The sequence below is a fragment of the Janthinobacterium sp. GW460-12-1-14-LB5 genome (assembly GCF_059423585.1).
The window spans coordinates 25,750-46,799 of record NZ_JBWKYD010000034.1 but is presented as its reverse complement, the minus strand read 5'-3'; the positions used below and the strand labels follow the sequence as shown (position 1 = coordinate 46,799).

The window sequence follows — 21,050 nt, the reverse complement described above, 5'->3', positions numbered from 1 at the left end:
AACCGGCGCCCGCGGGCGCCGGTTCGACCCTGACCCGCTCCCCCTGGTGCAGCAGATGGGCGCCCAGCGCGACGATGCGTTCGCCCGCCTTCAGGCCACCGACGTCGGCGCCGTCATCGTGCAGCCCGTGCACCTTCACCGGACGCCAGGCCACTTGCGCCGGCGTACCGGCGATCACCCACACGCCTGGCCCCTTGCCCGCATCGTGCAGGGCCGCCAGCGGCACTTGCACGGTGCCGCTGGCGGCATGCGCGCCGGGCAGGCGCAGGGTGACGGTGGCGCCAAGCGGTGCGTTTGAGAGCGCCGCGTCGAGCACATAGCGCGCCTCGAAGGTACGCGTTTGCCGGTCCGCCGTCTGCGCCAGCTGGCGCAAGGTGGCCGGCACGCCGGCGCCGGGCCTGCCGAACAGGATGGCCTGGCCCGTGGAGCCGAGCGCGGGGCGCACGGTTTCCGGCAGCTGGATCGCCGCTTCGCGCCGGCCGTCATGGGCCAGGCGCACCACCACCTGCCCGGCCGCGACCACCTGGCCCGGTTCGGCCAGGGTGTCCATCACGACGCCGTCGGCGTCGGCCAGCAGCAGCGCGTACTGCAGCGCATTGCGCGCCACCCCGGCCAGGGCTTCGGACGCCTTCAATTGGGCGCCGGCAGCGTCAGCCGCCGCCTTTACCTGGTCGTAGTTCGATGCCGAGATGGCGCCGGTGCCGCGCAAGTCGCGGTAGCGCGCTTCCTCGTCCGCCGCCTGGCGCGCGCGGGCGCGGTCGGCCGTGACGGACTCCTGCCGCGCCTGCGCCAGCAGCTGCAGGTCGTCGGCGTCGAGGCGCATCAATGGCTGGCCACGGCGCACGGCCTGGCCGGCGTCGACCAGCCGTTCGCGCACCTTGCCGGCCACGCGAAAACCAAGATCGCTTTGCACGCGCGGCGCGACCACGCCCGTGAAGCTGCGCGTGCCCGCTTTGGCGCCCTGCACCGGGACGGCGCGCACCAGCGGCGCGGCGGTGCGCGGATCGGACGGCGCCTTGTCGGCGCAGGCACTCATGGCCAGGGGCAAGGTGGAGATGACTACAGATGAAGCGAGGCGGCGCCAGCGCATAAGAATCCCATGAATGAGTGATCAGGATTCTCATTCTGGTACCAGTGACCAAATAAGTCAACAGTCACAAATTAATGCGAAGCTATGGCGACAGGCTGCGCAACACCAGGCTGGACAGTTGCAGCACCGCCGTTTCGCTGCTGTCGACGCTGTGTTGCAGCAGCAAGGGATTGACGTAGGGGCGCATCACCAGGTAGATCGCGCTGGCCGTCTCGTCGAGCGGCGTCTTGCGCTCGAAGTCGCCCGTCTTGCGCCCCTGCAGCAAGATATCCTGCAGCAAGGCGCCCATGGCCAGCTCGTAGGCTTGCACGGCAGGCCAGCGCCCGGTGGCGGCCGAGGCGGCGATGTCGTACAGCTTGCGGTCCTGGAAAAACAGCCGCAAGCTGGCCTCGACGCTGGCCCGGAACATGCGCCGCAGCTGCTCAGGCGGCTGGCCGGCCGCCGCCACCGCACTTCTTACCTCGGTTTCGATCTGGCGCAGGCAGCTGGCGCAGATATGCTCGCCGATGGCCTGCTTGGACTCGAAGAACTTGTAGATATACGCCTTGGAAAAGCCGATCGCCCTGGCCAGGTCGGAAACAGTCGTCTTTTCATAGCCGTAGCGGCTGAAGTAATCGGTGGCGGCGGCAACGATCTGGTCGCGCACGTCGTGGCCGGCGGGGCCGCGTGCCGGGCTTGGTGTGTCGGGTGTGGTGGAATTCATGGCGACAGCTTAACGCGCCGCGACGGAATGCACAATAAGTGACCAATATGCATTATAGTCACTCATTATTCTCTTTTGAACTGGAAGACCACCATGCCATTGCCTCGCCTGCGCCTCCCCTTTCTGCTGATCGCCGCCGGCCTTGCCGCCACCGGCTGCACTGCTGGCCTGGACTACCGCCGGCCCGAAATGCCGCAAGCGGCGCAGTATCTGCACCAGGCAGCGCTCGGCGCGCGCGAGGGTGCCAACACTGCTGACGCTGCCGAACTGCGGCAGTGGTGGACGGCCTTCGGCGATCCGCGCCTGACCCGTCTGGTAACGGTGGCGCTGGCGCAAAACCTCGACCTGGAGCAGGCGCAGGCCAGGGTCAGGCAGGCGCGCGCCGCCACCGGGGCGGCCGACGCCACGCTGCTGCCGTCGGCCAGCATCGGCGGCCAGGCGGCGCGCGCCTACCAGTCGGTGCAAACGCCGCTGGGCCAGGTCCTGAACGCCACGCCAGGCTATGACCGCGCCGGCAGCGCGCGGGAATTGAACCTGCAAGCGTCGTGGGAACTCGACCTGTTCGGCGGCCTGCGCCGCGAACGTGAAGCGGCGCGTGCCGATTACGAGGCCAGCGAGGCTGGATGGGCCGCAACGCGCCTGGCCGTGGCGGCGCAAACGGCGGACCTTTACCTGTCCATCCAGGGTCTGCAGGCGCGGCTCGACCTCGCACGCCGGCAGGTCGACACCGACGCGGCGCTGCTGGAACTCGCCACGCTGCTATACGACAAGGGATTGGCGAACGAGCCGGCCCTGCGGCAGGCCGAAGCATCGCTGGCGCAGGCGCGCGCCGCCGTTCCCGGCCTGGAAACGGCGCGCGAGGTGGCGCTGCATGCGCTCGACGTGATGCTGGGCGCGGCACCCGGCACCCATGGCCACGAACTGCCCGCCAGCGGCATCATCGCGGCCGCGCCGCGCATCGCGGGCGGCGGTGCGCCGGGCGAACTGCTGCGGCGCCGGCCCGACCTGATCGCCGCCGAGCGGCGCCTGGCCGCCGCCAGCGCGCGCACCGGCGCGGCCGTTGCCGAGTACTACCCGAAATTCAATTTTGGCGCCTTGTTTGGCAGCGCCACGGCCGGCGGCGCTCTGTTCGGCAGCGGCTCCGGCCAGGCCGCCGGCATGCTGGGCCTGCGCTGGCGCCTGTTCGATTTCGGCCGCATCGATGCGCAGATCGAGGCTTCGCGTGGCCAGGAAGCCGAGCTGCTGGCGGCCTACCGGCTCGCTGTGCTGCATGCCACGGAAGACGTGGAGAATGCCTGTTCGGCACTGCTCGGATACGAACAGCAGGCAGGTCTGCTGGCGCAGGGCGTCGCTGCGCTGGAGCACGCGCGCGCCTCGGCGCTGGCGGCCTTCCACAAGGGCGCGGCCAGCCGCCACGATGTGCTGCAGGCCGACGCCCAGCTGTTGCAGGCCGAGGATGCGCGCGCGCAGGCGCAAACGGCCGCCGCACGCGCGGCGGTCGCCACCTACAAGGCGCTGGGCGGCGGCTGGCAGGCGCCCGCGCCCGCGGCCCTGGCGGCGCGGTAAAGCCGGGACGGCGCTCAGAAAAAGTGGCGCATCCCCGCCATCACGCCGTTCTGCGTACGCCCCGCGCCCACGGTGCCGCCCGCGTCCAGCGCCACGGCCGCCGCGCCGTCGTTGTCCATGCGGCCGATGGCGGCGTAGATGGCCGTGCGTTTGGACAGGTGATACGTCAGGCGCGCGGTGGCCAGGGTGGCATCGTTCGGGCTGTCCTTGATGGCCAGTCTGGCGAGCTGCCCGTCGAGCACCAGCGCGGGCGCCAGCGGATACGCGGCGCCGACATACAGCAGTTGCGAATCGACTGGCCCCGTGGCGGCGCGGATGCTGCGGTCGATGATGCCGCCGCCGATTTTCAGCTGGCCGGCCATGGCGTAGGCGCTGGCGATCACGCGGCGGTCGAAATGGCGGCTCGACGTGAGGCCGTTGGCCGCGCCCGCGTTGCCGTACAGGATGTCGTACGAGGCCGTGGCGCCGTAGCGGCCCGTGTCGTAGCCCAGCAAGGCCGTAATCTGGCGGCAAGCCTTCGCATTGCCCGCCAATTCGCCCGCGCAGCCCGTGGCGGCCGGCCCGCCCGCCGCCGAGGCGTCGCGCCCCAGGCTGTAGGTGGCGCCCACCGTCACGTTCGAGAACGTGCCCAGGTAGCCGATGGCGTTGTCGCTGCGCGCATTCGGCAGGTACAGATCGAGGCTGCTGATGGAAAACAGGGCCGGACCCATGATGTCGGACTTTTGCGTGGCCCAAAACGACATATTCATTTGCCGCCCCAGCATCACGCTGCCATAGCGCCCCTTCAGGCCCACCCACGACTGGCGGCCAAACAGTCTCCCGCCCTGCCCCGCGATGCCCGTGTCGACGCCGAAGCCCGATTCCAGCGCAAAGATCGCCTGCAGGCCGCCACCCAGGTCTTCCACGCCCTTGACGCCGAAGCGCGACGGCAATGAGCCCGTGAGCGTCGGCATTTTCACCTGGCTGTCGCCGGCCGCATTGACATTGCTCGTGTAAGCCACGGAGCTATCGAGCACTCCGTACAGGGTGACGCCGCTTTGCGCGGATGCGGTGCCGCAGGCGCACGCGCCCAGCAGCGCCATGGTGATGGCGTTGATTTTTCTCATGCTTGTCTCCGTTTTTTGTGGTTTTTATTCTGCGTCTGGCTGTGTATCCGGATGCGCCTGCTGGAACGCCGGCAACGCCTCGCACTGCGCGACGATGCGCAGGATCGTGGGATACGGCGTCAGGTCGCACTGGAAGCGCCGCGCGTTGTACACCTGCGGCACCAGGCAGCAATCGGCCAGGGTCGGCGTGTCGCCATGGCAGAAGCGGCCCGTGTGCCGACTTTGCGCCAGCTCCGCTTCCAGCGCGGCCAGTCCCAGATGGGTCCAGTGCTGGTACCACGCGTTCTTCTGCTCCGGCGACAGGGCCAGGGGCCCCGTCAGGTAATTCAGGACGCGCAGGTTGTTCAGCGGATGGATGTCGCAGGCGCACACCATGGCCAGCTGGCGCACGCGGGCGCGGCCCAGGGCATCGGCGGGCAGCAGCTTTTGCCCCGCCTGCGTCTCGTCCAGGTATTCGATGATGGCCAGGGATTGCGTCAGCACGGCGCCGCCATCCTCCAGCACGGGCAGCAGGTGCTGCGGGTTCAGGCTGGAAAACGCTGGCGTGAACTGCTCGCCGCCATTGCGGCTCAGGTGCACATAGGCCGTGTCGGGGTGCAGCTGTTTCAGGTTCAGCGCGATGCGCACGCGGTAGGACGCGGAACTGCGGTAATAGCCATGCAATTTCATACGGTGCTCTCTTTCAGGGGGGCGGGAACGGCGCCGGCCGCAGTCCGGGCGCGCATCAAACGTCCCATGGCCAGCAAGGCCAGGGATGCCAGCACGGCCGGAATGGCCAGCAAAAAGAAGATGGTTTCGTTATCGAGTTTCAGGGTCAGCATCAGGCCGCCGGCCATGGAACCGAGCACGGACCCGCTGCGGCCCACGGCAGCGGCCCAGCTGACGCCCGTGGCGCGGCTCGACGTGGGGTAAAACGCGGCGGCCAGCGCATTGGCGCCCACTTGCGAGCCGCTCACGCCAAAGCCCACGCCAAAGACGGCCAGCACCAGCAAGGCCAGGCTGCTGCCCGACAAGGCCACGACGACGATGCAGCCGGCGGCGGCCAGGTAGGCGATGCTCAGCACTTTATGCGGGCTGTAGCGATCCATCCAGCGGCCCAGCAAGATGGCGCCGACCGTGCCGCCCACCTGGAACATCATCGTCACCAGCGAGGCATTCGACAGGGACAGGCCATTGCCGTTCAGCAAAGTCGGCATCCAGCTCGACAGCAGATAGATGATCAGTAAACTCATGAAAAACGTGGACCACAGCAGCAAGGTGCCGCCGATGACGCCGGGGCGGAACAGTTCCGCCATGGGCGAGCCGGCCAGCTTCTTGTCGCTGACGACCAGGCGCGGTAAGGCGGCCACGGTGGGCGCGATGCGGCGCATGATGGTCTGGCTGCCGTCGCGGCCTTTCAGCACCAGCCAGCGCAAGGATTCGGGCAGCGCCAGCAGCAGCACGGGCACCAGCAGCAGCGGCAAGGCGCCACCCAGCATCAGCACGCCGCGCCAGCCGATCAGGTGCAGCAGCTGCGCCGAGGCCAGGCCACCGAGCGCGGAACCGATGGTAAAGCCGCAGAACATCATGGTGACCAGGCCGGAACGGCGCTGCTGCGGGCAGTATTCGGACGTCATGGTCACGGAAGTGGGCATGGCGCCGCCCAAGCCCAGCCCCGTCAAGAAGCGCAGCACCAGCAGCATCGTCAGATCCGTCGACCAGGCCGAAAGCAGGCTGGCCGCGCCGAAAAACGCGACGGAGACGATCAGCACGGGGCGGCGGCCGTAGCGGTCCGCCAGGGGGCCGAACAGAAAAGAGCCTGCCATCAGCCCAAACAGGCCCGCGCCGAACAGGGGCGCCAGCGCGGCGGGCGTCAAGCCCCATTCGGCGCGGATGGCGGGCGCGATGAAGCCGATCGAGGCCGTGTCGAAGCCGTCGATGGCGACGATGAGGAAGCATAGCCAGAGGATCAGCTTCTGGTAGCGGGAAAACGGGTGGCTGTCGAGGAAGTGCTGGACGTCGGTGCCGGCGTGGGTAGTCATTATCTTGTCTCCGTTGTTATTGTTCGTTTGGGCTGCGCGGTCTGTGCCGCGCTGGCCCCGGGATGTTTACTGCACGGCGACCTTGATCGGCGTCAAACCGTCTATGCGCGCCTCCATGGTCTGGCCGGCGGTGACGGCGCCCACGCCTTCGGGCGTGCCCGTCATGATGATGTCGCCCGGCTGCAGCTCGAACAGGGTCGACAGGTTGGCGATGACTTCATTGACGGACCAGATCAGGTGCGTCAAATCGCTCGTCTGCACGATTTTTCCGTCGACTTCCAGCACGATGGCGCCCGTGCTGATCTCGCCGGACGCCGCAATCGGCGTGAGCGCGCCGATGGGCGCCGAATAGTCGAAGGCCTTGCCGATTTCCCAGGGACGGCCCTGCTCGCGCATGCGCATCTGCAGGTCGCGCCGCGTCATGTCCAGGCCCACGCCATAGCCGAAGATGTGCGAAGCCGCGTCTTCCAGGGCGATATTGCTGCCGCCCTTGCCGATGGCGACCACCAGCTCGATCTCATGGTGGTAATTCGACGTCTGCGCCGGATACGGCACCGTGGCCGTCACGCCGGGGAAGACGGGGACGACGGACTTGTCGTCATTCGGCTTGCAAAAGAAGAATGGCGGTTCGCGGTCCGGGTCAAAACCCATTTCGCGCGCATGGGCGGCGTAGTTGCGGCCCACGCAGTAGATGCGGCGCACGGGGAACTGGCTGTCGCTGCCGACGATGGGCAGGCCGGCGATGGCTTGGGGGGCGAAGATGAAGTTGGTCATGGTGAAGTCCTGTGAAAAAAATCAATCGGTCAAAAACTGCTCGCGCAGCACGCCCATCGCTTGCTGCACGGGGCGGTCGGAAAAACTGAACAGCACGACGTCTTCCTGCGGGCAGTCGAAGGAGACAAGAGCCCACGACGGCACGACGAAGGTGTCGCGCGGGGCGAAATCAAACACCTGCCCGCCTATCGTCACCGTGCCTTGCCCCTCGACGACGCTGTAGATGGTGCCGTCCGTGCTGCGCGCCCGCTTGCCCTTGAAACCCCTGGGCAGCAGCTGCATGAAGGTGGCCATGGTCGGCATGGGCGAGCCGCCCGTCAGCGGGTTCACGTATTTGAGCTTGTAGCCGTGCCAGCCGTCGATGGCGTCCGTGCGCGACAGCAGTTCCAGCGCCTCGCGCGAACGGGCATACGGGTAGTTGAAGATGGGCGAGGTGGCGCCCTGGTGCAGGGGTTTTACGGGCGCCATGTTGTAGCCGTAGCGGGCGAAGCTCTGGCCTTCCGGGCGGCTGACCGTCTGGCTGTCCTGCGTATCGTTTTCCGCGAAACCGGAATCGAAATAGCGCAGCATGGGAATGTCGAGGCCATCGAGCCAGACGACAGGCTCGCAGACGCCATCGATACCCACATTGCCATGGTCATGCCAGGTCCACGACGGCGTGATGATGAAGTCGCCCGGGTGCATGGTGGTGCGCTCGCCCGCCACCGTCGTATAGGCGCCCTGCCCGCTCACGACGAAGCGCAGCGCGGACTGGCTGTGGCGGTGCGATGGCGCCACTTCGCCGGGCAGGATCAGCTGCAGGCCCGCGTACAGCGATTGCGTGATCGACGAGCGGCCCGGCAAGGCCGGGTTTTCCAGCACGAGAACCCTGCGCACGGCTTCGTGGGCCGTGATCACTTCGCCGGCGCGCGCCAGCTGCGGCGCGATATCGGCATAGCGCCACAGGGCCGCCGCATACGGCGCCGTCGGATGGGGCGGCACCAGCGTGTGCAAGGATTGCCACAGGGGCGACAGATGCATGCCGCTCAGGGCCTCATATAAAGCCTCGCGTTCAGGCGTTTGCTGGGAAGTCATGCTGCCTCCTTTTCGGTGGCGGCCAGGCAGGTTTGCGCCGTCCAGCCGTACAGCCAGGCCAGCGCTTCATAGAATTGCGCCGGCGTGCGGCCGCGCCACAAGTCGTTGCGCACCAGGCGTTCGACGCCCTTGGCGTGGTACAGCCGGCCCATTTCGCGGGCCGACAGCACGACCCGCGCCGTGCGCGCGATGCGCGAGGTTTGATACAGCGCAAAGGCGGCGGCCATGTCGAAGTCGCAGGCGCGCACGGCTTCGCCCAGGGTCACGGCATCTTCCAGCGCCATGCAGGCGCCCTGCGCCAGGTATTGCAGCATCGGGTGGGCCGAATCGCCCAGCAAGGTCATGCGCCTGGTGCTCCAGTTGGCGACGGGGTCGCGGTCGGCCGTGCTCCAGCGTTTCCAACTGGTCGGCTTGTGCAGCAGCTGGCGCGGCTGCGCATGGATGCCGTCGAAGTAGGACAGCACTTCTTCCTTGCTGCCGTCCGTGACGCTCCACGCTTCCTGCTCGCGGCTGTGGAAGGTCACCACCAGGTTGTATTGCTCGCCGTTGCGCAGCGGGTAGTGCACGAGGTGGCAGTTCGGACCGGCCCAGACGACGGGCGCGTTCCAGCGCAGGTCGGCCGGCATGTCGGCGGCCGGCACGACGGCGCGGTACACCACGTGGCCGGAAACGCGCACCTGGTCACCCACGATGCGCTCGCGGATGACGGACTTGACGCCATCGCAGCCGATCAGCACATCGGCGCGGAAGCTGCGCCCCGCCGCGTCCGTGACGGTGACGCCGTCGGCATCTTCCGCCACGTCCGTCACCTGCGAGGATGTGACAAACGTGATCAGGGGCGATGTGCGCACGGCGTCGAGGATGGCGCCGTGGATGTCGGCGCGGTGGATCACGGCGTAGGGGTTGGCGAAACGCTGGCGGAAGGCCGCGTCGACGACGAAGGTGCCCACTTCGGTGGCGTCGACGGCGTCCATCATCACCAGGCGTTCCGTGAACACGGCGCGGGCCCTGGTGCGCTCGCCCACGCCCAGCGCGTCGAGCGCGGCGAAGGCGTTGGGCGCCAGCTGGATGCCGGCGCCGATCTCGCCCAGGGTCGATGCCTGTTCCAGCACGGTGACGGCCAGCCCCAGGCGCGACAGGGACAGCGCGGCGGCCATGCCGCCGATGCCGCCGCCGACGATCAGCACGGACGGCTTGTGGTTAGTTTCCATTTCTCTCCTCCAATTGATCTGTGTGCTTGCGTTCAGCACGTTTGCTGTGCTCTTGGTATGGCAAGCAGTGTGCCGACAGGTCAATATTTGGTAAAGCGATGGAATACAATAGCCACAATCACGTTTTTAAATAATAGTGGAATCCTCTTATGTCGCGCTTCGATATCGAATTGCTGTTCATCTTTGACGAGATCTATAAAAGCCGCAACGTGACGCGCGCGGCGGAAAACCTGGGCTTGCCCCAGTCGACGGTGAGCATCGGCCTGGGGAAATTACGCACGCATTTCGGCGACCGCCTGTTCGCGCGCACCTCGAAAGGCATGGAGCCGACGCCGCGCGCGCAAAACGCCGTGCAGGATGTGCGCGCGGCAATTGCCGCCTGGCAGCATGCGCTGGCCGACCAGCCCGTGTTCGACCCGGCCGCCAGCACGCGCGAATTTGCCATCTGCATGACGGACATCAGCGAAATCGTGCTGCTGCCCACCCTGCTCAACCACCTGCAGCAGACGGGACCCGGCATCACGCTGGACGTGTCGAAGATCGCCACCGACACGCCGGCGCGGCTGGAGGGCGGCGAAGTGGACCTGGCCGTGGGCTTCATGCCGCACCTGGAATCGGGGTTTTATCAGCAGAAACTGTTCGACCAGCATTTCGTCTGCCTGGTGGCCAGCGGCCACCCGCGCATCCGCGACACGATTACGGTGGAAGAGTTCCTGCAGGAGGGGCATATCGAAGTGAAAAGCTCGGGCACGGGCCACTCCATCGTGGAAAAAGTGCTGGCGGCGGCCGGCGTGCAGCGGCGCATCGTGCTGAAACTGCCCAGCTTCCTGGGCGTGTCGCGCATCGTCGCCGAAACCGAGTACATCGTCACGGTACCGTACCGCTACGCGCTGCAAATGCAGGACCACGAAGCGTTCCGCATCCTGCCCCTGCCCGTGCAGCTGCCCAGCTTTTCAGTCAAGCAGCACTGGCACGAGCGCTACCACCAGGATGCGTCGAACCGCTGGCTGCGCCAGACCATGGCGCAGCTGTTTGGGGCCGGCGACGCGACAGCGTTGCCAATCGGCTAATTTTTCCGGTATGTTCGGCTTGATTTTCCGGCTGCGGCGGAAACTGTTTCGGCGCAGCCAGACTGGGCATGGCGGGCAAGAATGGGCAAACTGCGCTAAGCTGCATCGTCCCCCACTCTACAAGGACCAGCATGACCCTGATCATCGTCGCCACCATCGATGCCCAAGCCCAACATATCGACGCCGTGCGCGCCGCCCTGGAAGCCGTCGTGCCGCCGAGCCGCGCGGAAGGCGCCTGCCTGCGCTACGAGTTGCACCTCGACAACAAGATTCCCACGCGCTTCATCATGCTGGAAGAATGGATGGACAAGGCAGGCCACACGGCGCATGAAGCGACGCCCCACTTCAAGACCCTGGTCGCCGCCGTGGGCGACAAGGTAACAAAGATCGACATCGCGGAACTGAGCAAGCTCAAGTAACAAGCGGCGCGCTGCGCAAGCGCGCGGCCATCTTGGCAAGTTGCCATCTATAATGTGGCAACTTTTCTTTATGGCCATCATGACGACACTTTCCGCGATACGCGGCGCCGCAGCGGCAGCCGCCTTGACACTCTGCGCTGGCGCCTTCGCCCAAGCGCCCCTTCCCCTGACCAAGCTGGTGGGCGAATACAATCTGCTCTCGTCGAAGACCGTACCGCCCAGCAACTGGGGCTATTCCAAGGGACGCATCTCGGTCAGGCAACTCGATGAGCGGCATCTGCTGATCGTCCTGTCCTGCGAGTGGAAACGCGAGCCGAAGGCCGTCTGCGGCGACTATTTCTATGCCCAGCAGCGCGACGATGGCCTGTACCTGCAGGACATGAACACGTTTGCCATGCGCCTGTACTTCGATCCCGCCACGCGCAAGCTCACCATCATTTCGCGCGGCGCCGACGCCAAGCAAAGCGTGCGCCACGAAGTGTTCGGCACGACGACCGAACCGCTGGTCGATACCGCCCTCGTGCGGCGCATGAAGCGCGAGCAATCGAATGCCGACAGCAAGGAAAACCGGCGCGTGTTCGGCCCCTATACCAAGTGGACCTACCAGGAAAACCGCATCGAATTCCAGCGCCAGGACTTGACGGCACCGTGATGGCGCGCCTGATCCTGCCCCTGCGGCGCCAGCTGCTGCGCCTGGCCGGCGCCCTGCTGTGCTCGCCCGTGCTTGCGCGCGCGGCCGACAACGGCCTGCCGCGCGCCGTGCGCCAGCGCATCGTGGCCACCCTCGACGCACCGCTGCCCACCGTGCTCAATGTGCAGCATCTGGCGCTGATACGGCGTTTCAACATCGGCTGGTCGCCTGTGGAAAATGGCGCACCCATGCTCAATCCGGCGTACCCGCTGGGCAAGGGAGATACCCTGAAACTGGCCATGCAAGCGATCGCCAGCCAGGATGCGGCGCTGGCCGCGCAACGGCTGATGGAAGCGGCGCTGCTGCTGCCCCATTTCGTGCAGATGGCCGACCTGAAACCGGGCAGCTATGCCAACGGCAAGGCGCCGTTCACCCTGACTGCGCGGCATCTGACGCTGCTGCGCCAGCAATCGTGGATGCCGCTGGACATGCTGGGTATGGAGGCGGAAGACTATTTGGCCGAAGGCTATTGGCCCACGCCGTCCGTCGACGGCAAGCGCCCGTATGGCGACTTCACGAATTACCCGGTGGAAATGGCGCAGGCGCTGGGCCTGCCCGTGCGCCAGCAGGCGAACGGCAACCTGGCCATCACACCCACGTTGCGCACGGAACTGGAAGCGCTGCACCAGCAGACCATGCCGGCGTTGCAGGTGTTCGTGCGGGAAGCGGGGTTGCGGCGCAATACGGTGTAAAGGCAGGCCTGGCAACTATGCCTGGGCTGCCGCAGGCCGTATCAGTACCTCGGCCGGAATGCCCAGTTCCTCATGCAGGCGGCGGATCATCGGCAAGGTCAGCTGGCGCGTACCATTGAGAATTTCGTAAACGCGGTTCAAGCGCCCTATCATCGGCTCAAGATCCTTCGGCGACAGCGACTTCTGCTCCATGCTGAATTTGATGGCGTCGACTGGGTCAGGAAATTCCATGACAAAGTGGCGCGTCTCATAGGCATCCACGAGCGTGGCGAGCACATCCAGACGGTCACCCTCGGGGGTGCCGAGCCGGGCCGACATCAAGGACTCGACTTCCAGCAACGCGGCGCGGTAATCATCTTCCGTACGGATAGGTTTGATGTGCATCATCTTGCATTAAACAGTCTGTGCGTTGATGGCGTCATATTGCCGGTGCGTGCCGACAAATTTGATGTACAAGATGCCATATGAATAGTTGATCGATGCAACGAGCCGGTATTTATTACCGCCAATATTGAACACCACCCGCCCCTCTTTCAATATGCTTGCCGTGGCAAAGTCCGACTTCAGCGCTGCGGGGCCGGACCACGACGCCCTGAGCACATGACCATACCACGACAACAGCGGTCCCTTCGAATCCGCGTAGGTGACCTGCTCATAGAAAGCAATCAGCGTTGGCTTGGCCAGGATGCGCATGGATTGATTTTAGTCCCATTTTGGGACTAACGTCAATCAGGCAGCGCTGCTAACTCGCGAATCAACTCCTCCCGTCAGCCTTGAGGCACCGGCTGCGGCATAGGAGCAGGCGCGGGCGCGGGCACCGGTTCCGGCACCGCCTTGCCATGCGCTTCCTGCCCGCCCTCTTCCGCCGGCACGGCCAGCGGCGCCGGCGGCGCGCCTTCCTGCAGCAAGTCGCCCGGCTCTTCCACCGGTTCGTCTTCTGGCTCCTCGACGGGTTCCACATGGCGCAGCGGCGGTGGTGGCTTGCCGCCGGGGAAGATGGCGTCGCGCGACAGCTTGCCCGTGTCGAGCGCCGTCTTGAAGAAGTCGCCCACCACCAGCACGGCGTTGTGGCCGCCCTGGCCCCAGTAATTGCTGCGCATGGTGACGCGTGCGTCGTTGAAACCCACCCAGGCGCCGCCGACGAGTTCCGGGTGCATCAGGATGAACCAGCCGTCCGCATTGTTTTGCGTGGTGCCGCTCTTGCCGGCCACGTCGGAGCGGATGCCGAAGCGGCTGCGGATGGCCGTGCCCGTGCCCCGGTCGATGACGCCGCGCATCATGTCCGTCAGGGTGGCGGCCGATTCGGCCTGCATGGCGCGCTTGGGCTTGTCTTCGCCGAAGCGGGCGATGACCTTGCCTTCGCGGTCCGTGATGTGCGTGACGACGAACGGCAAACGGGCTTCGCCCTGGGCCGCGATGCTGGCGTAGGCGTTGACCATTTCCAGCAAGGTGACGGGACTGGTGCCCAGTGCCAAGGACGGCACTTTTTCCAGCTTGCTGTCACGGATGCCGAGCGCGCGCGCCAGCTTGATGATCGGCGGCAAGCCCACGTCCTGCATCACTTGCGCCGTGATGGTGTTTTTGGAGTACACGAGACCGTCGCGCATGGTCATGTCGCGGCCCGTCGTGCCGCTCATGTCCGTCGGGCGCCATTTGGTGCCGTCGGCCGCCTTGATATCCATCACTTCATCGCGGTAGACGTGGTCGGGGCTGAGGCCCTTTTCCAGCGCCGCGCCATACACGATGGGCTTGAAGGTGGAACCGGGCTGGCGCGCCGCCTGCGATACGTGATCGAACTGTTCGCGCGCAAAGTCGCGGCTGCCCACCCAGGCGCGCACGGCGCCCGTGGCCGGGTCCATGGCCGCAAAGCCCGCTTCCAGCCGCGTCTTCGACTTGCGCAGGGCCGCCATGAAGGCGCGGTCACCCTTCAGCTGGGCCAGCGCCGCTTCCGGCGTGCCGCCGGCCGCCGTCAGCTTGCGGTAGTCGGCGGACTCGCGCACGAAGGCGTCGAGCAGGGCCGGATGCGATTTCCAGAAATAATCGAAGGCCACGCTGCCAGCCTGCATGCCCGCGTACATGCCCGTCGAGGTCGATGACGGCACGCCCGCGCGGCTCCACTCCACGTCGGCAATCGCCTGCAAGGCATTCGCCTGGCGCTCGACGGCGCGCTCGGCCGCCTGCTGCAAATCGTAGTCGAGCGTGGTGTGCACCACCAGGGCGTCGAGTTCCAGGTTGTAGTCGTTTTCGTCGGCCCAGTCGATCAGCCACTTGCGCACATACGCCGTGAAATGGCTGTCCGACTGCGCCCGCTCGCTCTGGCGCTCGAAATGCAGGCGCAGCGGACGCTTGATCAACTGCTTGTAGCGCGCCTCGTCGATAACCTCATGTTTGCGCATTTGCCCCAGCACCACATTGCGCCGATGCAAGGAACGTTCGGGATTACCGACGGGATTGTAGTAATTCGTGCCCTTGAGCATGCCGACCAGGGTGGCGCTTTCCAGGATATCGAGCCGCGCGGCGGGCTTGTCGAAGTAGGTGCGGGCCGCCATTTCGATGCCGTAGGTGTTGTACAGGAAGGGAACCGTGTTCAGGTAGGCTTCCAGGATTTCCGTCTTGCTGTAGGTAGCCTCGATCTTCAGCGCCGTGATCAATTCCTTGAGCTTGCGGTTCAGGTTGCGCGAGCGGCCGATTTCCTCGGGGAACATATTGCGCGCCAGCTGCTGCGTGATGGTGGAGCCGCCCTGCGGGTTGCCCCCTGCCGTATGCAGGATGGCGCCGGCCGTGCGCGTGAAATCGACGCCGTGGTGCTGGTAGAAGCGGTGGTCTTCCGTCGCAATCAGGGCGCTGATCACGTTCGGTGAAATCTGCTGCAGCGTAACGCGCTCCTGCAAGCCCTGGTCGAAACGCGCCAGTTCCTTGCCGTCCGCGCTGACCATGGTGCTCGGTGCGGCCGCGCGCGCCTGGCGCAAGTCGTGGATGCTCGGCGTCAGGGGGATCAGCAACAGCATGTACAGGATCACCAGCGCCAGCAGGGCCAGGAACGACCACAAGGCCAGCACCAGCGCGCGCCGCACGGGGGGCAAGGTCATCAAGTGCGCATGGCCGCGCCGGCACAGCGCCACCGCCTTGACCCATGCCACTCCCGCCACGCGCACCGCCTGCGCGCGCGCCCGCATGAACGCTTGCCGTGCTTTTTCCTGAAACTGCTCCATGCCTGATGCCATGCTTATAACCTTGTCTGATGCCGGATGATCCGTTTCAGCAAGTATATAGGGCGGGCAACAAAGCGGGCCGGAATTTACGCCAAGCAAGCATCGAGGCGCGCCAGCGTGACGCCCACATACGCGCCCACGCAGCGTTCGTCGCGCGTATGGAAAGCGTCTTCGACCTGCAGCAGGCCGCAGTCGCAGACGACGGGGTCGACCTGGGTCACGACGCCGAGCGCCAGGTAGCGCCAGCCATCGAGGCGCAGCAGGCGCTTTTCCCGACCGGGATTGGCGTCGAAGATGGCGTCCCAATCGTCGTTTTCGCTGGCCATGGGCCACAGTTCGGCCTGGAATTGCGTGCCGGCGGCCATCTGGGCACCGCCGAACTCGTCCATCACGTGCAGGCGCTGGCCGTCCACCTCGATGACGGCTTCCAGGTAGTCGCCCTCGGTCGCGATGAAGGTGGCCGTGACGGCAGGCTGCGTCACTTCTGCGCCTGCTCCAGCAGGGCCGGCAATTCCTTCAGCATGGCCTCGCGCGTGCGCAAGCCCGCGGACTGCTGCCCCTTCTGCTCATCCTGCACCAGGCGCGCAAACACGATGCTGCGCTCGCCCTTGCTGGCCCAGCCCACGAACCAGCCGTAGCCATGCGCTTCGTCGAAGCTGCCGTCGGCCTTGCGCGGGAAGGCCGCGCCCGTCTTGCCATGCACTTGCCAGCCGTCCACGTCGGCCAGACGGGTCAGGCGCCGCGTCTGTTCCATCGCCTGTTTCGTCACGGGCAGCTGATCATTGACCAGCTTGCGCAAGAAGCCCAGCTGTTCCAGCGGAGAGATCTTCAGCGAAGAGCTGATCCACGAGCGTTCCAGACTATTGTCCTTGCCCGGGTCGCCCGATACATCCGCATTGCCATAGCGCAAAGCCTTGGCGTATTTCTGGAAGCGCTCGGCGCCCAGCGCCTGCGTGATCTGCTGCGAATACCAGACCACCGAGTACTGCATCCAGCGCGACGGGTCCGTATCCTGGCGCCACGCTTCGCCGCCCCAGTCCACATAGCCCTGGCGAAATGGCAAGCTGGGCTTGTGCTCGTCCTTGAGGAAACCGGCGTCATAGCCCATCAGGCTGAGCGCGATCTTGAACGTGGAGGCGGGGGTGACACGATCGAGGCAATTACCCTCTTGCAACAAGACGGCGCCCGTTCTGGCGTCGGCCATGGCGGTGCAGATGGTGGCGGACTGGGCATGCGAGGCTGCCAGGACGGCGCCTGTCAGGCCGAGGATGAACTGGAATAATGCGCGATATTTCATGGGCCTCCGGGGTTGGGGGAGAATGACAAAGCGAAATTGTACCGGGCAGCGCGGCGCGATGCCAGCGATGATAACGCCGCCTTGACTCTAGCGCCCTGCCGGCGCGCCCGGCTGGCGCTCCCGCTTCAAATGTTCTTCTTCCAGCTCGTCCATGCCCAGCTTTTCCTCGTCGATCAGCGCACGTTCGCGCCGTTCGCGCTCCAGTTCCTCTTCCAGGGCGCCTTCGCCAGGCTCCTGCGTGATTTTTTCCGGCATGCTGTCTTCCTCCACGGTGGTTGAGTGAAAAGCTCAGGCAAGCTGGCCCGCCTGCGCCACGGCATCGTGCGGATGCAGGCTTTCCATATGCCGTACGGTAACACGCGCCTGCGCATGATGTGGCGCCAGTGACGCCAGCGCCGCCTGCACGCGCCGGGCCGCGTCTTCCACGTACATCAGGTTAGCACCATTCAGGCGCGCGAACGCCTGCTCGTCGGCCCGTTTCACGGCCGTCTGCAAGGGCGTGGCCAGCGCCGCTTCCACCAGGTCAATCAGGGGAAACAGGTCCAGCTCCGCCTGCTCCGTCAATGCCACGGTGACCGTCGCCGTGCTGCGCTGGCTGTGCGGCGTGGCCAGGCTGGCGTGTTCCCGCAGCCAGTCGCGGGCGGCCGCGCCATCGATGCCGCCCGCGCCGAACCGCGCCGCAAAGGCATCGGCGAGCAATTGACGCGCCAGCGCCGCCGAACACGGACAGGTCGACGAGTAGCCGATCTCCACCGTCAGGGTCAGGGCAAAGCCCTGCGGAGAAACACTGGCTTGCAGGCGCACGGGATACGATTTCCAGCCCGCCAGCCCCGCCGTCAGCAGCGCCGGCTGGCGCCGCAGCACGGGAAACGCCAGCGCCAGGCGCGCCTGCGTGCTGCCGCAATCGGCGTGGCTGCCGATCATGCGCCGCAACACGGCGGCCAGCGCGCCCGCATCGAGCGGCTGCGCGGCGGCAAACGCATCGAGCAGCAGATACAAACGCGACATGTGGATGCCCTTCACTTGCGGATCGGGTAAGTCGACTTGGACGTCGGCCCAGGCATGCACTTGCTGCGCCTGCCCGCCCTCTTCCAGCCACAGCGGCAAGGCGATGCCGTGCATGCCGACCCATTCCAGTGGCAAGGGGTGGCCCAGGTGGGGGCCGGCCGCCACGTCGGGCAGGGGCGTGGAAAGGGAATCGCGCTTCATGGTCATGGCTCCATATGCAAACAAGTTGCATATCATGGAGAAAAAGCGCCGTATTTGCAAGTATCTTGCATTAATGAGGCATTAACGACAGATCAGCCGGCCTTGCGAAACGTCAGATTGATGCGCTGCGCGCCCAGCACCGCGTGCTCGCCCTCTTTCAGGGGCGCCACGCCGTGGAAGCGCAGGCGGTCGGCGCCGCCCCACACCACCACGTCGCCATGCAGCAGGGGGATGCGGGCAGCCTTGTCGGCCCGCTGCGCCCCGCCGAACAAAAAGGTGGCGGGCAGACCGAGCGAAACGGAAACGATGGGCGCGGTGAAATCGCATTCGTCGCGGTCCTGGTGCAGGGCCATGCGCGCACCAGGCGCATAGCGGTTGACCAGGCAGGCGTCGGGGACAAAGCCCGCATAGCCGGCCGCCAGCGCCGCCTCCCGCGCCAGGCACAGGAACACGGGCGGCATCGGCGGCCAAGGCAAACCGCTGGCCGGATCGACGCGCGCATAGCGGTAGCCGCGTCCATCCGTGACCCAGCCCAGGGCGCCGCAATTGCTCATGGCAACGGACATGCGCAAGCCGCCCGGCGTGGCCATATGGCGCGGGGGCGCCGCCAGCACGATGGCGTCCAGCGCCGGCAGCAGTTCGGGCAGATACGGCAGCGCGAAAGCGCGCAGCAGCACCGACGCGGACGAACCCGGCACCAGCGGCGCGGGGCCGGCCGGGGCCTGGTCTTCATCGGCAAACAGGGACAGGGTCATGCCGCCTATTTTAGCCGCATTACCCAAAAAGCCCCCATGGTGCGCTACAGTAGCGCTTCCAGCCACTACCACCCGCCCCCACGATGGATCATTACGCCGATTTGCTGCACACCCTGGCGCAGCAGGAAGAAACCCTGCAATTCGAACGCTTCGACAACGACGCCGCGCTGGCCGTGGGCCTGTGGATCGTGGAAGAGGTACGCAAGCGGGGCAAGGCCGTCACCGTGAATATCACGCGCAACGGCCAGGTCCTGTTCCACCACGCCATGACGGGCGCCACGGCGGACCAGGCGGACTGGATACGCCGCAAGAACAACACGGTGCAGCGCTTTTGCCGCAGCTCCTACTATATGGGCATCTCGTATAAAAGCCGCGGCAGCACCTTCGAAGACGTGAAATACCTCGATGACGTCGAGTATGCGGGCCATGGCGGCGCTTTCCCGTTGCTGATACGCGGCGTGGGACTGGTCGGCACGGTCACCGTGTCCGGCCTGGCGCAGGCGGACGACCACGCGCTGGTGGTGGCCGCCTTGCAGGCGCAATTGGACACGCAGCTGAATAAATAGCCAGGCGGCGCGCGCTCACGGCGTCGCAGCCAGTGCTGCGGCAACGGGGCGCCAGCGACCCGAACACCATGAGTTTCCTCAAATGCGCTGGCCGCCGTCGATGGGAATTTCCGCGCCCGTGATGTACGAGGCGCGCTCGCTGCATAAAAACTCCACCAGATCCGCCACTTCTGCCGTCGTGCCCAGGCGGCGCAGGGGGATTTGCGTGTCGACGATGTGCGAAGTACCGGGCGACAGAATCGCCGTGTCGATCTCGCCCGGCGCGATCGCATTCACGCGCACGTTCAGCGGCGCCATGTCGTTGGCCATTTCGCGCGTCAAGGACGCCAGCGCCGCCTTCGAACTGGCGTAGGCGGAGCCGGCGAACGGGTGCACGCGGTAGCCGGCGATCGAGCACAGGTTCACGACGGAGCCGTGTGCATTCGATAATTCCTGCGCAAAACCGCGCGTCAGGGCCAGCGGCGCAAAGAAATTCGTGTTGTACATTTCCTGCCACGTCTGCATGTCGGTGGTCAGCGAATTGACGCGCGTACCGCCCGGCCCCTTCGGCGACACGCCCGCATTGTTCACCAGCGCGTGCAATTTGGCGTCACCCAGCATGGGGCGCAGGGTGTCGACCATCTGCCCGATCTGGCTCAGATCCGACAAATCCATGCACACATGCGTGTTGCGCTCCTGGCTGCGCGGGCAGCCGCCCGGTATCGGGCTGCGCGAGACGGTAATCACCCGCCAGCCCAGGCTGCGGAAGCGCTCGGCCACGGCGTGGCCGATGCCGCGGCTGGCGCCCGTGACGATGGCGGTTTTTTGTTCACTCATGTTCTTCCTTGTTCTGTTCTTGTTCGGTTGCGCCGGCGTGGATGCGCTCCTGGCGCATCACATACGCCAGCATCTGCGTGCCGCCGTCGAGGATGTCCTGTTCGATGGCGCGCCGCGCGGCCGCGCCGTCGCGCTGGCGCAGCGCGCTGATGATGGCGTGATGGTGGCCGACCCGCATGTCGGGCGAAAAACTGGCATAGCCGGCGGCGATCAGGGGCGCCGTCTGCATCCACAGGTGCTCGACGAAGCGTTTTAACGTCGGCATGCCGGCCGCCTGCGCCAGGCCCAGGTGAAACGCCTGGTTGCATTGCAGGGCCGCCGCCAGGTCGTGCCGCGCAATCGCCTCTTCGTTCGCCTGCAGCAGGCGTTCCAGGTCGGCCAGGCTGGCGGCGTCGATGCGCTGCGCCGCCTCGAACGCGCCCAGCCCTTCCAGTTCCAGGCGCAGCGCGCGGATTTCCAGGTAGCGCGCCACGCTCAGCACGGGCACGCGGAAGTCGCGCGGCGAGCGCAGCACCAGCGCCTCTTCCTGCACCAGCTGCAGCATGGCGTCGCGCACGGGCGTGACGCTGGTACCCAGCTGCAGCGCCAGCTCGCGGATGCGCAGGCGGTCGTTCGGCTGGAAACGCCCGGCCGCCAGCGCGTCGCGCAGCATGGCGTACACGGACTTGCCCAGGTTGACGTGCTGCAGAGTGTCCAATTGCTGATTCATGCGTGTTTTTGATCGTTTGAAGTTATGATGCATCATACATCAAAATAAAAAACACTGTTTCATACCGTG

At 66.0% G+C, this 21,050-nt stretch carries 24 protein-coding genes; 6 read left to right on the top strand and 18 right to left on the bottom strand.

The genetic code is table 11. The features are described from left to right. A partial coding sequence (locus tag AC07X6_RS26130; RefSeq protein WP_494792890.1) for an efflux RND transporter periplasmic adaptor subunit occupies window positions 1–1,090 on the bottom strand: 1,090 nt, incomplete at its 3' end. 82 nt (window positions 1,091–1,172) lie between these two features. Beyond that, window positions 1,173–1,793 (bottom strand): TetR/AcrR family transcriptional regulator, encoded by a 621-nt coding sequence (locus AC07X6_RS26125; protein ID WP_494792889.1) that lies wholly within the window; start codon window positions 1,791–1,793, stop codon window positions 1,173–1,175. Between the two features lie 93 nt (window positions 1,794–1,886). Between AC07X6_RS26125 and AC07X6_RS26120 the strand changes: the two genes are divergently transcribed. After that, window positions 1,887–3,359 (top strand): efflux transporter outer membrane subunit, encoded by a 1,473-nt coding sequence (locus AC07X6_RS26120; protein ID WP_494792888.1) that lies wholly within the window; start codon window positions 1,887–1,889, stop codon window positions 3,357–3,359. A 14-nt stretch (window positions 3,360–3,373) separates the two neighbouring features. On the opposite strand, the gene AC07X6_RS26115 is transcribed toward AC07X6_RS26120, so the two are convergent. The 6 genes from AC07X6_RS26115 to AC07X6_RS26090 all read right to left on the bottom strand — a co-directional run bounded on the left by AC07X6_RS26115 (window position 3,374) and on the right by AC07X6_RS26090 (window position 9,545). After that, complete coding sequence (locus AC07X6_RS26115; RefSeq protein WP_494792887.1) at window positions 3,374–4,465, bottom strand: porin; 1,092 nt, start codon at window positions 4,463–4,465, stop codon at window positions 3,374–3,376. Window positions 4,466–4,489: 24 nt separating this feature from the next. Continuing rightward, complete coding sequence (maiA, locus tag AC07X6_RS26110) at window positions 4,490–5,134, bottom strand: maleylacetoacetate isomerase (RefSeq protein WP_494792886.1); 645 nt, start codon at window positions 5,132–5,134, stop codon at window positions 4,490–4,492. Then, a complete protein-coding gene (locus AC07X6_RS26105) occupies window positions 5,131–6,486 on the bottom strand; it encodes an MFS transporter (RefSeq protein WP_494792885.1) in 1,356 nt (451 codons plus the stop codon). The genes maiA and AC07X6_RS26105 overlap by 4 nt, the downstream gene beginning before the upstream one ends. A 66-nt stretch (window positions 6,487–6,552) precedes the next feature. Beyond that, the gene (locus AC07X6_RS26100; RefSeq protein ID WP_494792884.1) at window positions 6,553–7,260 is read right to left on the bottom strand and encodes a fumarylacetoacetate hydrolase family protein; all 708 of its coding nucleotides are present in this window, start codon (window positions 7,258–7,260) and stop codon (window positions 6,553–6,555) included. 21 nt (window positions 7,261–7,281) lie between these two features. Beyond that, window positions 7,282–8,334, bottom strand: a complete 1,053-nt coding sequence (gene gtdA / locus AC07X6_RS26095) for a gentisate 1,2-dioxygenase (RefSeq protein WP_494792883.1) — start codon at window positions 8,332–8,334, stop codon at window positions 7,282–7,284. Next, window positions 8,331–9,545 carry a 3-hydroxybenzoate 6-monooxygenase gene (locus tag AC07X6_RS26090; RefSeq protein WP_474291607.1) on the bottom strand — a complete coding sequence of 405 codons (1,215 nt, stop codon included), beginning with the start codon at window positions 9,543–9,545 and terminating at the stop codon, window positions 8,331–8,333. Before AC07X6_RS26090 ends, gtdA begins: the two co-directional genes overlap by 4 nt. 149 nt (window positions 9,546–9,694) lie before the next feature. Here AC07X6_RS26090 and AC07X6_RS26085 point away from each other — a divergent pair, with 149 nt between their 5' ends. From AC07X6_RS26085 to AC07X6_RS26070, 4 genes are all read left to right on the top strand, one after another. Next, entirely contained in the window at window positions 9,695–10,615 is a 921-nt protein-coding gene (locus AC07X6_RS26085; RefSeq protein ID WP_494792882.1) for a LysR family transcriptional regulator, read from the top strand. A 131-nt stretch (window positions 10,616–10,746) separates the two neighbouring features. Beyond that, the gene (locus AC07X6_RS26080) at window positions 10,747–11,034 is read left to right on the top strand and encodes a putative quinol monooxygenase (RefSeq protein ID WP_494792881.1); all 288 of its coding nucleotides are present in this window, start codon (window positions 10,747–10,749) and stop codon (window positions 11,032–11,034) included. A 79-nt stretch (window positions 11,035–11,113) separates the two neighbouring features. Further along, the gene (locus AC07X6_RS26075; protein WP_494792880.1) at window positions 11,114–11,686 is read left to right on the top strand and encodes a hypothetical protein; all 573 of its coding nucleotides are present in this window, start codon (window positions 11,114–11,116) and stop codon (window positions 11,684–11,686) included. After that, window positions 11,686–12,417: a hypothetical protein gene (locus AC07X6_RS26070; protein ID WP_494792879.1), complete on the top strand. Its 732-nt coding sequence runs from the start codon at window positions 11,686–11,688 to the stop codon at window positions 12,415–12,417. Before AC07X6_RS26075 ends, AC07X6_RS26070 begins: the two co-directional genes overlap by 1 nt. Window positions 12,418–12,432: 15 nt before the next feature. On the opposite strand, the gene AC07X6_RS26065 is transcribed toward AC07X6_RS26070, so the two are convergent. The 8 genes from AC07X6_RS26065 to alkB form a co-directional block, all read right to left on the bottom strand. Beyond that, a complete protein-coding gene (locus AC07X6_RS26065) occupies window positions 12,433–12,801 on the bottom strand; it encodes a helix-turn-helix domain-containing protein (RefSeq protein ID WP_230539645.1) in 369 nt (122 codons plus the stop codon). A gap of 9 nt (window positions 12,802–12,810) precedes the next feature. Continuing rightward, on the bottom strand, window positions 12,811–13,110 hold the full coding sequence (locus AC07X6_RS26060; protein ID WP_494792878.1) for a type II toxin-antitoxin system HigB family toxin: 300 nt from the start codon (window positions 13,108–13,110) through the stop codon (window positions 12,811–12,813). Window positions 13,111–13,184: 74 nt separating this feature from the next. After that, window positions 13,185–15,641 (bottom strand): penicillin-binding protein 1A, encoded by a 2,457-nt coding sequence (locus AC07X6_RS26055; RefSeq protein WP_494792877.1) that lies wholly within the window; start codon window positions 15,639–15,641, stop codon window positions 13,185–13,187. Between the two features lie 74 nt (window positions 15,642–15,715). After that, on the bottom strand, window positions 15,716–16,111 hold the full coding sequence (locus tag AC07X6_RS26050; protein WP_494792876.1) for a hypothetical protein: 396 nt from the start codon (window positions 16,109–16,111) through the stop codon (window positions 15,716–15,718). Continuing rightward, window positions 16,108–16,926, bottom strand: a complete 819-nt coding sequence (gene blaOXA / locus AC07X6_RS26045; protein ID WP_494792875.1) for a class D beta-lactamase — start codon at window positions 16,924–16,926, stop codon at window positions 16,108–16,110. The genes AC07X6_RS26050 and blaOXA overlap by 4 nt, the downstream gene beginning before the upstream one ends. 87 nt (window positions 16,927–17,013) lie before the next feature. After that, a complete protein-coding gene (locus tag AC07X6_RS26040; protein WP_494792874.1) occupies window positions 17,014–17,181 on the bottom strand; it encodes a hypothetical protein in 168 nt (55 codons plus the stop codon). Window positions 17,182–17,214: 33 nt separating this feature from the next. After that, entirely contained in the window at window positions 17,215–18,141 is a 927-nt protein-coding gene (gene folE2 / locus AC07X6_RS26035; RefSeq protein ID WP_494792873.1) for a GTP cyclohydrolase FolE2, read from the bottom strand. Window positions 18,142–18,227: 86 nt separating this feature from the next. Continuing rightward, window positions 18,228–18,890: a DNA oxidative demethylase AlkB gene (gene alkB, locus AC07X6_RS26030; protein ID WP_494792872.1), complete on the bottom strand. Its 663-nt coding sequence runs from the start codon at window positions 18,888–18,890 to the stop codon at window positions 18,228–18,230. Window positions 18,891–18,973: 83 nt separating this feature from the next. On the opposite strand from alkB, the gene AC07X6_RS26025 reads away from it, so the two are divergent. Continuing rightward, window positions 18,974–19,456, top strand: coding sequence for a heme-degrading domain-containing protein (locus AC07X6_RS26025; RefSeq protein ID WP_494792871.1), 483 nt, complete (start codon window positions 18,974–18,976; stop codon window positions 19,454–19,456). Window positions 19,457–19,534: 78 nt separating this feature from the next. Here AC07X6_RS26025 and AC07X6_RS26020 read toward each other — a convergent pair whose 3' ends face one another. Next, window positions 19,535–20,272 carry an SDR family NAD(P)-dependent oxidoreductase gene (locus tag AC07X6_RS26020; RefSeq protein WP_494792870.1) on the bottom strand — a complete coding sequence of 246 codons (738 nt, stop codon included), beginning with the start codon at window positions 20,270–20,272 and terminating at the stop codon, window positions 19,535–19,537. Further along, on the bottom strand, window positions 20,265–20,981 hold the full coding sequence (locus AC07X6_RS26015) for a GntR family transcriptional regulator (RefSeq protein WP_494792869.1): 717 nt from the start codon (window positions 20,979–20,981) through the stop codon (window positions 20,265–20,267). Before AC07X6_RS26015 ends, AC07X6_RS26020 begins: the two co-directional genes overlap by 8 nt. Between the last annotated feature and the right edge of the window lie 69 nt (window positions 20,982–21,050).

Bases quoted from the DNA above. Each gene is read 5' to 3' on its own strand.
- AC07X6_RS26125 (WP_494792889.1), bottom strand. From the start codon at position 1,793: ATGAATTCCACCACACCCGACACACCAAGCCCGGCACGCGGCCCCGCC.
- AC07X6_RS26120 (WP_494792888.1), top strand. From the start codon at position 1,887: ATGCCATTGCCTCGCCTGCGCCTCCCCTTTCTGCTGATCGCCGCCGGC.
- AC07X6_RS26115 (WP_494792887.1), bottom strand. From the start codon at position 4,465: ATGAGAAAAATCAACGCCATCACCATGGCGCTGCTGGGCGCGTGCGCC.
- maiA (WP_494792886.1), bottom strand. From the start codon at position 5,134: ATGAAATTGCATGGCTATTACCGCAGTTCCGCGTCCTACCGCGTGCGC.
- AC07X6_RS26105 (WP_494792885.1), bottom strand. From the start codon at position 6,486: ATGACTACCCACGCCGGCACCGACGTCCAGCACTTCCTCGACAGCCAC.
- AC07X6_RS26100 (WP_494792884.1), bottom strand. From the start codon at position 7,260: ATGACCAACTTCATCTTCGCCCCCCAAGCCATCGCCGGCCTGCCCATC.
- gtdA (WP_494792883.1), bottom strand. From the start codon at position 8,334: ATGACTTCCCAGCAAACGCCTGAACGCGAGGCTTTATATGAGGCCCTG.
- AC07X6_RS26090 (WP_474291607.1), bottom strand. From the start codon at position 9,545: ATGGAAACTAACCACAAGCCGTCCGTGCTGATCGTCGGCGGCGGCATC.
- AC07X6_RS26085 (WP_494792882.1), top strand. From the start codon at position 9,695: ATGTCGCGCTTCGATATCGAATTGCTGTTCATCTTTGACGAGATCTAT.
- AC07X6_RS26080 (WP_494792881.1), top strand. From the start codon at position 10,747: ATGACCCTGATCATCGTCGCCACCATCGATGCCCAAGCCCAACATATC.
- AC07X6_RS26075 (WP_494792880.1), top strand. From the start codon at position 11,114: ATGACGACACTTTCCGCGATACGCGGCGCCGCAGCGGCAGCCGCCTTG.
- AC07X6_RS26070 (WP_494792879.1), top strand. From the start codon at position 11,686: ATGGCGCGCCTGATCCTGCCCCTGCGGCGCCAGCTGCTGCGCCTGGCC.
- AC07X6_RS26065 (WP_230539645.1), bottom strand. From the start codon at position 12,801: ATGCACATCAAACCTATCCGTACGGAAGATGATTACCGCGCCGCGTTG.
- AC07X6_RS26060 (WP_494792878.1), bottom strand. From the start codon at position 13,110: ATGCGCATCCTGGCCAAGCCAACGCTGATTGCTTTCTATGAGCAGGTC.
- AC07X6_RS26055 (WP_494792877.1), bottom strand. From the start codon at position 15,641: ATGGCATCAGGCATGGAGCAGTTTCAGGAAAAAGCACGGCAAGCGTTC.
- blaOXA (WP_494792875.1), bottom strand. From the start codon at position 16,926: ATGAAATATCGCGCATTATTCCAGTTCATCCTCGGCCTGACAGGCGCC.
- AC07X6_RS26040 (WP_494792874.1), bottom strand. From the start codon at position 17,181: ATGCCGGAAAAAATCACGCAGGAGCCTGGCGAAGGCGCCCTGGAAGAG.
- folE2 (WP_494792873.1), bottom strand. From the start codon at position 18,141: ATGACCATGAAGCGCGATTCCCTTTCCACGCCCCTGCCCGACGTGGCG.
- alkB (WP_494792872.1), bottom strand. From the start codon at position 18,890: ATGACCCTGTCCCTGTTTGCCGATGAAGACCAGGCCCCGGCCGGCCCC.
- AC07X6_RS26025 (WP_494792871.1), top strand. From the start codon at position 18,974: ATGGATCATTACGCCGATTTGCTGCACACCCTGGCGCAGCAGGAAGAA.
- AC07X6_RS26020 (WP_494792870.1), bottom strand. From the start codon at position 20,272: ATGAGTGAACAAAAAACCGCCATCGTCACGGGCGCCAGCCGCGGCATC.
- AC07X6_RS26015 (WP_494792869.1), bottom strand. From the start codon at position 20,981: ATGAATCAGCAATTGGACACTCTGCAGCACGTCAACCTGGGCAAGTCC.